We start from the raw sequence: 10,730 nt of genomic DNA, 5'->3' as shown, positions 1-10,730 counted from the left end.
TTGTAAGAGGAACGAGGCAACTCAGTTGTGTGACTTTGTTGTGGATTACATCTCGACGTCGCATCCAAAACACTTCGGGCCAATGACTTTAACCTGCGACAGCCCGATATGCAAAGAGTGCGCGATCAGTTTTGCGGGGCATGACTTTTGTCCCACGTGCGCACCACTTTACGACTATGTGCAAAGGAATCACAAGATAGTTCGGAGCTTGAAAGGGTGAGATGGATGAGTGAAGTGCCAGATCAGATTGGTTCGGTTTTGAAATATTTAGACGAACAGCACAAAAGGCATTTGGAAAAGGATGCTCAGGAAAACGGTGACGGCATCATGGTGAGTTTGGAATATCTCACGGCGCTTGAAGAATTCGCGAGTGCATCCCTTCTGCCGATGGCTAAGTCAGAAGCGGGTATATCAGTGCCTGAAGCAACATGGCACGAGTTGATTGAAAAACTTCAACCGATTCACGACACATGGAGTCGCTGGGAAGACGAGGAATGGACCGAATGCAGTGGCTAAGTAACGTCGCCTGTTGCCAGCTTGAACGGTTTATCGCCAAGGGGATGCACGTAGAGGAGTGTAAAGCGGAATGGTACCGACGATGGAAACTACCGTGGCCGCTGTATAGGTCAAGTCGAGGGATTGAGGAGTGAGAAGGATGAGTGACTATTGGATGGTACGCCGTCAGCCCCACCTACGCTGACGGCACTGGCAGCCACAATCGCTGCCCTTCCCGAGACACGTTGACTAGTATATCCAGTCTCGGGTGCATAGTATGTCGAAGCACTGGGTCTGAAGATTATGAGTTTGGGTGAGACGGTGCAGTTGCTGAGTAACTGGGGACGTGGTGGGAACGACAAATCGGCTGCGAACCGAACTTAGAACTGCCGTTCCCACGACGTGTGAGATCATAGTCGGATTTTCAATTAATCGATACGGATAGCTGCCTAGAGCAAGCATCACGGTGGTCTCCAGGACAAGTCGAGGACGATATCGAGTGCGATGGAAAGCGAGGAGATAGGGATGAGAGTAACAGATGAACGGTTAGCAAAACTGATGGATGCGTTTAACAAATCTGAGGGGGTTGAATGGAATGAGCACGAAACCTTACCGAATGATTGGTGGTTTGCGCACTCATTAAAAATATCACGTGAAGCTATTCCTGACCTTATCGCAGACCTACAGGAAGCCAGGGCGGAGATTGAACGGTTACGTATGGAACGCAATCACGCACAAGGATATGTGGATGAACTCGCTGAGATGATGTTTGGAGAGGAAGGTGAATCCTAATGGCACAGTACGATTGGGCGACGATGACTCAACGGCAGAGGGATGCGTTGGTAGCTGAGCAGGTGATGGGGTACCAAGTGGTTAGCTACGACGGACTATTGGTCTCGTGGGACGGTGGAGACGACATATGGAGCGGGGTTAATCGAGGGGGTGTTCCAAGCTACACCACAGACATATCTGCAGCGTGGGAAGTGGTGGAACAACTACGTACTCGGTTCTACGTCGACATCGAATTATCAGAACCAGCATTGGGAGTGACGGTCGGTCTAAGTGATGCAGATGGTCAGGTGGAGTGCACAACTTGTGCTTCGGCACCCGAAGCAATCAGCCTCGCAGCGCTACGTGCAAAAGGAGTAGATGTGTGATGGAGCGAGTTGAACCAAACCTTGGTGGATGTTGGTTTTGTCATTCGGACAAAGGAGACGACTGGTTGTTTAGTTTTGAGTTTGATTGTTATGTTCATGTGTCATGTCTAAAGAAGGCACCTCTTGACGACCCCGAAGCCAATATTATGCGACACGAATTTGTGAATGAAAAACTCATCGAAGGTCTGTTCGTAGTCCGCCCTCTACCACCCATTCTGTTCAGGTTGGCAGATGTGATTGAACGGAAAATGGCATTGTCTAACATGCGGACGATATCCGATGGAAGGGACGCGGTCAGAGTGACAGACGCAGAATTACGTAAGTGTTTTGAGCGATTCCGTTGGGAATCTATTTATACAGGCGATGGCATGTTACGACTGTTGGACCGCTTGGACGCAGCCAATCAGACGATAGCAGAGAAGGATGCTGAGATCGAACGGTTGCGGAAGATTGAGGAAGCCGCATGGAACGCTATTGAAACTGTTCCGTTCGGAGCACATGACGTGTATCAGGCGGATACCCGCGCGATGGATAAACTGTATGCCGCGCTAGAACAGAACCGATCGGAACAGGAGGTAACAGAATGAACGGATACACCATCTTGACCATCGTAGGCTGCGTGATGATGGCTGCCTGTGGGATCTGTGGGTACATCGTAGGCAGCTGGAACGAGCGCCGATCAATCATAGAGCGCGGACGGGAGGATGCAAAGTGACTCGCCTAATCCTGCCGCTACCACCCAGCGTCAATCATGCCTATCGCAATTTCACCAAGGCCGGACGGCGCATGCGGGTACCGACATCCAAGGCTATGGCATTCAAACGTGAGGCGGCGTGGGAAGCAAAGGCGTGGATGATGGCGCGGCGTCAGCAGATGGTGCCGAACGGGACGAAGGTAGCGCTGAAAGTTTGGTACTACTGGGGTGACAGACGCCGGCACGACCAGGACAACCCGCTGAAACTGCTTCAGGACGCGCTGACGGGCGTGGTGTGGGAAGACGACAGGTGGGTTCTGCCTCAGGTGATGGACTTCCAAGTGGACAAGCAGAATCCGCGGTTGGAGATAGAGATTGAGGTAATCGAATAGTCCACAGCATATTCCCAACCTTCTGAAGGGGTGAAAAAGTGAAATCTGCAACGCAGATCATGTATGAGGGAGCCATGGCATCTACACCAATTGTGGTGCCAAGCGGCAAAAGTGTGAGTTATCAGCCGCTAGTCCCTGGCGACAAGGAAGGCAGTTGTTATTTATGCGGTGCATATGGGACTGGAACGGCAAAAAAGAAGGTCATTAAGGCGACGTTCACAGATCAATCTTGGGCAAAGAGTCCAACCAGTGATATGGTATGCGACTACTGCACATGGGCACTGTCTTATAAGTTTGATACACGCCTGTACTCATTTTATGGCACTGAGAGCAGCCTTGAGGCGTTGAGCCGCCAACGCATACGGGAAGTTTTGTTACAAGGCCCAAGCGCGGCTCCGTACATCATGATCATCGCCGTGAGCGGCCAGAAATGGTTGCACTTTAAGGCACAGGTAGGTATGTCGCTTAGTGACTGGGTACTGATGTTCGAGGAGCGCAAGATGCGGTTTCGTCCGCAAGAATTTTCCACACTTCTTGAACCCGTCGAGCGACTCTATCAAACCTTTACGAAAGACGAGATCGCCTCAGGTGAGTATCAGTCACATAAGATGATTGCGCACGGAATAGACAAGTGGGAAGCAGATGAAGAGTTGGTTAGTCCACATCGGGGATCGAGACTTTTGGAGCTGGTACTTTTCGTGGCGCAGAAGGGAGAAACTGGATGAGACAGATAGTTGAGAATCCGGTCTTTGTCACTCCACATGCACTATCCAGGTTCCGTGAGAGACTCGATCCAACATGGGATGACGATATGATCATCAGTTGGGCACAACATGTATGCAGTCGACTCCCAGATGACGTGGATTGGCGCGATGAAGCGCTGTTATACGCAGTGCAGTTCGCTGGCCAGCACGCCACAGTTGTGGTTGGACATGGCGAGAAAGAGTGGAAGTCAGTGATCACAGTGATCGGAGACCAAGAACGCCTATCGCGCCTGATGTCATGGCACGGCAGACGGTGGTGCAATAAAGATAGTCACCGCCTGCGTATCTTGCGACGTTTTGGATACTCTCCCGAGGAGTGTGCGCAGGTTATGCGCAAGCCTGTAGAAGATATTACAAAAAGATGGAGTTGAGCGTATGTATTATGGGTTTGATACATCAGACGAAAACGCAGCAGTTGGAGCTCTGTTGGTGTATGGGATATGGCGTTCGCGCGACACAAAACGATTCAAGATAAGCCCCACGGTGTGGGGGCAAGTCGAACAAGCTGTAAAGTCTAGCTCGAAACGGGCTATGGATCTGAACGACTTCATAGAACGTCTAAAACCTAAACTTCAGTGCGCGACGATCCAACCGCGATGGATGTGGGACGGGAGTGGAAACACCATCACGATGCATGCGGATCGGTCTACAGGCGAGATCATCCAGATCGAGGATAAAGGCAGAAGAGTGTTTTGGACGCAACTGTTGGAGGACGCAGACCACATTGTTGTGTTGGATAGGCTGTACAAGCGTACGTCACTGATTATCGCCTTGGTCAGAGATCGCCTAGAGCGCGAAAAACCACTAGAGGCACGCGGATTGATCAAAGAGGAGGATATCATAGATGCTGAAGTTTAAAGGACGGTTGGAGACAGTATTTACTCTTTTAGCGCCTCTCAGTCATATCGGAAAGTCACATGGGCCTGATAGTTACTTGGACACACAGGACATCTTAGACCCGGATGGCAAGCCTGTCGAGGTGTTTGTCTATCACGGAAACGCGTGGCGCGGTGCACTACGCGATGCTGGAGCGAAATATCTGCTCGATATATTAGGCGCCGGGTCTTCACTTCGCATCCCGCTGCAACTGTTTTATCTGTTGTTTTCAGGCGGATCCATCGGTGGGGATCAATCTATCGATATTGAGCAGGCCAAGCGCATTCGCGAGGGATTGCCGTTACTGTCTGTTTTCGGTGGTGGCGTAGGGAACCAGTTGTTGCCTGGGAAAATATCGGTCGGTGATGCATATCCGCTGAGTCGAGAGGTACAACACCTATTGCCCGAGTCGCTACGCAACGAGAGAGCGGTAAGCTGGCGGCAGATGACCACCGAACGGAGTCACAGTCGAAAGGATGACGCGAAAGATAACAACTTGTCCACATATCTACAGACGGATGAAGATGTACGTTTGCTGGAGGCGGAGCAGTCAGGTGGACAACTAGGATTGTTGGATGACCCGAAACCGAAAACAAAAGCCAAGTCCAAATCGGAAAAGGAAGATAAACCACAACAGATGCGGTATACGATGGAGTGTTTGAGCGCCGGTTCCCGATTGTGGCAACAAACATCTGTCCAAGCCCTGACGGAACTAGAGATGGGAGCGTTAGTATCCGCCATCCATGAGTGGGCATCTGCGCCATACATCGGCGGTCAAACCCGAATTGGCTTTGGACTCTGCGCGGCGGATATCACATGGAAACCTTTCGGCGGTGAGGAAGAAGTGTTTGTGAAAGTCCATCCAAGCTGCCTTGAGTTAGGCGAGACGGCCAAACAGAGCAAGGCTATGTATGATGATTTTTTGAGCCAGTATACCGCATATCTCAACGACAATCAGGAAGGGTTGGTGGGTCTCCTTGCAGCCGCTAAAGGTTGAGGCTTTCTTAACAGATGGACGTGTTGCGACAAGTGATTTATATCTCCCGTTGGATAGTATGTTGGCGTGGAGTTGGATATTCGAACACAGACCAGAACTTTTAGCCAAGACAACCAGCGGGCTAGAGGGTGAAATCTATCACCCACCGATCCCTTTGAAACGTATAGGTGATGACGATAACTGGTACTATGCGTGTTCATTTGCTTGCGGGAAACCGGTCGGAGAACGAACAAACTACTGGCACAAGCGCTTTGACGCACAACACGCAGAGACATATGCCGACTTTGAGGGGCGCCGAGAAAAAGTCAACACTTCAGCTGGCCGATATAAAAACTATCGGATGCCCGTGGTGACATATCTGATCGCTAAACTGACATGGTACTGCGTTGGAGATGCGCAAGAGATAGAGTACCTACTTTCCAATATCACACATATCGGGAAAAAACGTAGTCAAGGATATGGAGAGATCCGGGAGTGGACTGTCACACCGTCAGACGTAGATAAGTCCCATCTAAGACCCATCCCAAGTGATGCAGGAACAGATGTGCTGGCTATACGCCCTCCCTACTGGGAGCGCAGTAACCATATGTTAGTGACATGGCCAGAAGGTTGTGAAGAGTTAGCTTGTTTTGCTGAGAGGGGGTGATGTCCTTGGCTAAAAAGAGTTCAAAAGTTTCCCGTCGAAAATCCACTGTGGCAACCGTGACGTACAAAGATGGAGACGGCCCAAGTGCAGGTGGCGAACGATGAGACCTGATGAACGAGAGAGATACTTACTGCATGCCAGGAGCGCGGCGTATCATCGCCGCCTCCAGCGGGCAAACGAGGCGATAGCAGAGGCGCTCCAGATGTCAGAAAAACCTTATGTATCGTTTTCGGGTGGCAAAGATAGCACGGTTTTATTGGATCTCGTTCGTAGGCAAAAACCGGATATAGAGGCGGCGTTTTTTGACTCTGGTGCCGAGTTTCCGGATACTATCGCATTCATTGAACATTTGATCGATGATGGCTTGGATGTACAGTGGGTCGAGCCTGCTTACAACATGTTGGAGTTGTATGAGATGGTGGGGGCGTTCAGCGGCAAGAAGATGGTTCGACAACTCGCCAAGGGAGAAATGTCACGCATCCTCATAAAAGAGCCAGCGAAACTCCTGAGAGAGCAAGGATATGACCTTGCCTTTATCGGGTTGAGAGCGCAAGAGAGCAAGTTTCGGACCAAAAACTTTGGTGTTCGCGGCCACATCTACCACACCGCCTATGACGATCTATATCATGCGATACCGTTGGCAACCTGGCACCCTGTTGATATATGGGCCTATATCGTATCTGAAGATATACCATACAACGCTGTGTATGATAAAGAATGGCCTGGTGGTCGCGAAGCAATACGTGTCGGCGCTTATGCTGGTTCAACAGATGGCACGCTGTCACATGGCAGATGGGCTTTTGTGAAACGTCACTATCCGGATGTATGGCGAGAGTTTTGCAAAAAGTTTCCTGCGGCAACCAGATATGTGTGAGGTGATCGGATGAAAATCACAGATGACCAACAAACTCTGCCTATCGAGGCTGAACAGTTTACGGAGCGCGAAAAGTGGATTATCGCCCGCCTACGCGAGTACTACACCATCGACCGTGAGATCAGGGTGACAGAGGCTCATGCGCGAGGAGATAACTTGCCGATTGAGCCGTCGGTGACCGCGTCAGCGCCGCGTGATGATGACCCGATTGTCCGCAGAATCCTAAAACAGGACGTGTTGCCAACAGAGACTAAGAAAGTAGTCGATACTATCCAAACCTATGTATCGCCGGACGAATTTCGGTACGCGGCTACATACCGCGTGGTGCGTAGGTTGTCAGATATCAAGGATGCTGCAAGCGAGCATGAAAAGCACATCGATATGGCGATAAAGTTGCTGCGGGAGCGATACGGGGATCCAGAGGAATACCTGGAACTCACGGACACGGAACGTCTGGCAATCAAACGAGAGGCATATATCCAGGCCGCGCGCGAACGCCTGCCGATATTATCGAAACGGAAACGAATCATCAAAGAAACGCTAGATGATTTGCACCGATACTATCCAGAGTGGTGGACTATCCTATGGTACAAGTACGTGTTAGGTAAGTCGGAGAAAGAAACGCAGGAGAGAGCGGCCAGGAACGGTGTGCCTCTCACTCCACAGGAGTACAGAACAAGTCGCAGAGATGCACTACATCAGTTTGATAAGTGGGCAGTCGGCTTATGCTGACTGCCTTTTTATTAAAAGTTTAAAAAAATCTAAATGTGCGTTGACGTACATGTGTATGCATGATATAGTTATATCAACAGATGCGGTGACGCACACTAAGGAGGAGATACAAGATGACGAAGGCGGCAAAAGCAATGAAAAAGGCTTGGGAGATTTTTCGGCAGAAAGGAATCCGCACCATGGATGCTTGGAAAGCTGCTCTTCGTCAGGCTTGGGCCCTCGTGAAAGGAGCGACTAAGATGGTGGAGTTGGTAGGTTCGGAGAAACAGATTGCATGGGCCGAAAAGATTCGCGCAGAGATCGTCAGTGAACTGAAGCATTACATCCGAATCGCAACTCAGAATATCGCATCAGAGTCGTCACCCATCTTGTCTCCGATGAGAGCTTTGCAACACAGAGATAAGACGCCGATGCTGAAAGCAGCAAAAAAAGAGTTGGAATCTGTTCTTGAGCAAGTGGAAAGCGTAACATCCGCAAAATGGTTTATCGAACACCGCAATGGGATGTGGAAAGCTAGCTGTCATAAAGCACTCAGGAACGTATTCGCATAAGGAGAGATGAAGATGACCATTGTACAAAACTTTAAGGTCGTAAAAAGTGAGTGGGAAAATGAAAAGGGTGACTATTACTATACCATCACTGACGGTGTGCAGGAAAAAGGTGAGTTTGCAACCTTTGAAGAGGCGGATGCAGCCATGCTTAACATCATCACAAACTGGAGGAACGACCACTGATGAGTAACCGCGACGCCGCCTTCGGGCGGCTACTCGCCATCGCCAATGTGTTGAGTCAACTAGGAGCATCGATATGGCTCGATATCAAAAAGCCCCGGCCAAAGCGTTTGCTAAGATCCACGCCGCACTCATGGAGCATGCATACAAGTTTGGCCCCGATGAGTTGGCACTGCTGGATATGTTTGGTGAGATCCTGGCCGATATGAGCCCGGAGGACTTTACAGACGCACCACTGACTGGGCAGTATCTACACGCCTACTACACACAAAACAATCTGCTCGATAATGTTTTGTCAGCAGAGGAGGCAGCGGAGCGTTGGGGGCTGTCGCCAGGATATATAAAAAACCTGTGTGCAAGAGGTAAGGTTAAAGCAAAAAAGCTGGGTAAAACGTGGGCGATAGATGGCACGCAGCCTAATCCACGGACTAGTGGTGATGAGCAGATGGATGGGACGGATAATGCCTAGGCGGATCAATATCACTTAATATGAGGGAGTGTCGGTTATGGCAGTACCGATGAGGGATGTTGTTGAGAAACACGGAGATTTTGCGCACGGTGGCGATATAGAGTACGGTGTTAAGTCGTGGGAGCGCGCTGGTTTTACGCCGGAAGAAGCTGACGCATGGTTAGAGGCACGGTGTTTTGAGGCTGTCGATGCACGTAGGTTGGCCGATGCAGGGATAACGCCTGAGCAGGCCGCCCAGAGCGATGAAGAGATCGGCGGCTATGTTGATACTATCGGGTATAAAGTTGCTAACGGCGATTTGAGCGTGGAGCGGGCAAAAGAGGCTGTCAACGCGTGAGAACCGTTAAACTCAAACGAAAGCCGCTTGGTTACTGGTATAAAGAGCGAGTGGAAGCGGTCATCAAGGATAGGGTTTCAAAAGGATTATCAGTTTCCCCGAAAGATATGATACGAGAAGACAAAGGTGCCTACGTTGCTGCTTGGCGCACTCATGGGTCATGGGATAGAGCACTTATAGCCACTGGTGTAAGTCTTGATATATATGAACGGGCATATCATGACGAAGAAGCGTTCTCCGAATTTATTAGAGAGGCATATGAGGCCGGGGCCGATATATCGGACACAACGGTCAAGCACTATTTTTACCGGGAACATCGGTCAATAGTTAGCAAGTATAAAAGCTGGGCAAACTTTCTTGAATCCATCGGCATTTCACCGGACGAGGTTGATCGTTTCTCATGGGCGAAGGGAAGGTTGACTGAATATCTTAAAAAGGCGCAATCACTCGGCATAGATGTGCGGGCTCTGGTTAAGTTGGACACTCGCTTATACCATGCCATCGACGGACACTTTGGGTCTTTAGACGCAGCGTTATCGGAGATTGAATATATGTCAAATGCCACCAATAGACAACGTGCGTGGACACGCGAACTCATCCTAGATACTGCAAGTAAAGCGCTTGAATCGGGTATCACACTATCTTCCTTAGCAAAATACGATGAGGGTTGGCGTAAGGCCGTGTTGCGTGAATTTGGCGGTATGAGGCAGTTAACAGAATTCCTTGGCGTAGCGGTCGAAGAGAAAATACTGAAAAACTGCCTGAAACAACGCATGCAGGAACAAAAGATGTCCCAAAAAGAGTTGGCCAGGCGCATAGGCGTATCGCCAACGCTCATCAAAAGCTGGCAAGATGGAACATACAATCCGTCCTTGGGGAAGGCCATAGAAACAGCTAAGGAACTGGGATGTGCAGTCGAGGACATATGGTCAAAAAATCAACAGTAAAACAACAGTCGTTCAACAGTGACTCAACAGTAAACAGCCTAAAAACCAGTGTAATATGATATCAGGGACCACTAAGCAAAGACGCCTATCCATAGGGCGTCTTTTTTGTGTCCTCATAGTAAACCGCCGACGACCTCCATCAGCAGGAGGTGGTTGCGACGCAAGATCGGATTCGGTATGCACACGTCGGGCAACCCTCATCGCCCGGCGTTGGCGGTCTGAACAATCGGGCCGCGAACGCTGGTGATGAGCCAGTCCCTCCTGAGATGAGTAGTACGCCAGACTCGTTTCTGGCGCTGGGCACGCGAGTCACCCCCCATTTATACGAGCGAACGGATTGCCATCAAACTATCGCGTGTCCAACGGCAGGAACGAAAGCATCACAGTCGAGGGGACGACCAGATAACAGATAGCAGGGATTCACAACCGAGCCATACAACAAAAAATATTTTGGAGGTGTACACATGCACCCATGCCAAGCAGGTTATCCATGTACGTATTTACGCTTGATATCGCCAACTATGGGCAAGTGCATGTGTGTCACATGTCCGATGCGTCGCATTGCAAAAACAGAGCATCATCAAGAACTCGTGTATGACGCACTCACTGGCCGTGTCAC

General features: G+C 50.1%; 18 protein-coding genes. All 18 read left to right on the top strand.

Annotated elements, in window-relative coordinates:
• Positions 1-225: 225 nt before the first annotated feature.
• Positions 226-516, top strand: a complete 291-nt coding sequence (locus J3482_RS18640) for a hypothetical protein (protein WP_206922908.1) — start codon at positions 226-228, stop codon at positions 514-516.
• A gap of 504 nt (positions 517-1,020) precedes the next feature.
• Positions 1,021-1,287: a hypothetical protein gene (locus tag J3482_RS18635; protein ID WP_206922907.1), complete on the top strand. Its 267-nt coding sequence runs from the start codon at positions 1,021-1,023 to the stop codon at positions 1,285-1,287.
• Positions 1,287-1,652, top strand: coding sequence for a BC1872 family protein (locus J3482_RS18630; protein WP_206922906.1), 366 nt, complete (start codon positions 1,287-1,289; stop codon positions 1,650-1,652). The genes J3482_RS18635 and J3482_RS18630 overlap by 1 nt, the downstream gene beginning before the upstream one ends.
• Positions 1,652-2,239, top strand: coding sequence for a hypothetical protein (locus J3482_RS18625; protein WP_206922905.1), 588 nt, complete (start codon positions 1,652-1,654; stop codon positions 2,237-2,239). Before J3482_RS18630 ends, J3482_RS18625 begins: the two co-directional genes overlap by 1 nt.
• A complete protein-coding gene (locus tag J3482_RS21360) occupies positions 2,236-2,367 on the top strand; it encodes a hypothetical protein (protein WP_268884588.1) in 132 nt (43 codons plus the stop codon). Before J3482_RS18625 ends, J3482_RS21360 begins: the two co-directional genes overlap by 4 nt.
• Positions 2,364-2,738, top strand: a complete 375-nt coding sequence (locus J3482_RS18620; RefSeq protein ID WP_206922904.1) for a RusA family crossover junction endodeoxyribonuclease — start codon at positions 2,364-2,366, stop codon at positions 2,736-2,738. The genes J3482_RS21360 and J3482_RS18620 overlap by 4 nt, the downstream gene beginning before the upstream one ends.
• A 74-nt stretch (positions 2,739-2,812) precedes the next feature.
• Complete coding sequence (locus J3482_RS18615; RefSeq protein ID WP_206922903.1) at positions 2,813-3,463, top strand: hypothetical protein; 651 nt, start codon at positions 2,813-2,815, stop codon at positions 3,461-3,463.
• A complete protein-coding gene (locus J3482_RS18610) occupies positions 3,460-3,873 on the top strand; it encodes a hypothetical protein (protein WP_206922902.1) in 414 nt (137 codons plus the stop codon). The genes J3482_RS18615 and J3482_RS18610 overlap by 4 nt, the downstream gene beginning before the upstream one ends.
• A 4-nt stretch (positions 3,874-3,877) precedes the next feature.
• Positions 3,878-4,360 carry a hypothetical protein gene (locus J3482_RS18605; RefSeq protein ID WP_206922901.1) on the top strand — a complete coding sequence of 161 codons (483 nt, stop codon included), beginning with the start codon at positions 3,878-3,880 and terminating at the stop codon, positions 4,358-4,360.
• Positions 4,347-5,375, top strand: coding sequence for an RAMP superfamily CRISPR-associated protein (locus J3482_RS18600; RefSeq protein ID WP_206922900.1), 1,029 nt, complete (start codon positions 4,347-4,349; stop codon positions 5,373-5,375). Before J3482_RS18605 ends, J3482_RS18600 begins: the two co-directional genes overlap by 14 nt.
• Positions 5,356-6,021 carry a Csf3-related protein gene (locus J3482_RS18595; protein WP_206922899.1) on the top strand — a complete coding sequence of 222 codons (666 nt, stop codon included), beginning with the start codon at positions 5,356-5,358 and terminating at the stop codon, positions 6,019-6,021. Before J3482_RS18600 ends, J3482_RS18595 begins: the two co-directional genes overlap by 20 nt.
• A gap of 100 nt (positions 6,022-6,121) precedes the next feature.
• On the top strand, positions 6,122-6,895 hold the full coding sequence (locus J3482_RS18590; protein ID WP_206922898.1) for a phosphoadenosine phosphosulfate reductase family protein: 774 nt from the start codon (positions 6,122-6,124) through the stop codon (positions 6,893-6,895).
• A 9-nt stretch (positions 6,896-6,904) separates the two neighbouring features.
• Positions 6,905-7,627, top strand: a complete 723-nt coding sequence (locus J3482_RS18585) for a hypothetical protein (protein ID WP_206922897.1) — start codon at positions 6,905-6,907, stop codon at positions 7,625-7,627.
• A gap of 113 nt (positions 7,628-7,740) precedes the next feature.
• Positions 7,741-8,178, top strand: coding sequence for a hypothetical protein (locus tag J3482_RS18580; RefSeq protein ID WP_206922896.1), 438 nt, complete (start codon positions 7,741-7,743; stop codon positions 8,176-8,178).
• A gap of 12 nt (positions 8,179-8,190) precedes the next feature.
• Positions 8,191-8,361, top strand: coding sequence for a hypothetical protein (locus J3482_RS18575; RefSeq protein WP_206922895.1), 171 nt, complete (start codon positions 8,191-8,193; stop codon positions 8,359-8,361).
• Between the two features lie 73 nt (positions 8,362-8,434).
• Positions 8,435-8,827, top strand: coding sequence for a helix-turn-helix domain-containing protein (locus J3482_RS18570; protein WP_236018384.1), 393 nt, complete (start codon positions 8,435-8,437; stop codon positions 8,825-8,827).
• Positions 8,828-8,864: 37 nt separating this feature from the next.
• Positions 8,865-9,164 (top strand): hypothetical protein, encoded by a 300-nt coding sequence (locus J3482_RS18565; protein ID WP_206922894.1) that lies wholly within the window; start codon positions 8,865-8,867, stop codon positions 9,162-9,164.
• A complete protein-coding gene (locus J3482_RS21665; RefSeq protein WP_328702757.1) occupies positions 9,161-10,111 on the top strand; it encodes a helix-turn-helix transcriptional regulator in 951 nt (316 codons plus the stop codon). Before J3482_RS18565 ends, J3482_RS21665 begins: the two co-directional genes overlap by 4 nt.
• Positions 10,112-10,730 lie beyond the last annotated feature (619 nt).

Origin of the sequence: Alicyclobacillus suci, assembly GCF_017329615.1 — a bacterium.
GTDB classification, from domain to species: Bacteria; Bacillota; Bacilli; order Alicyclobacillales; family Alicyclobacillaceae; genus Alicyclobacillus; species Alicyclobacillus suci.
Note: the sequence above shows the minus strand (reverse complement) of the source record. Positions and strands in the feature narration are given on the sequence as shown.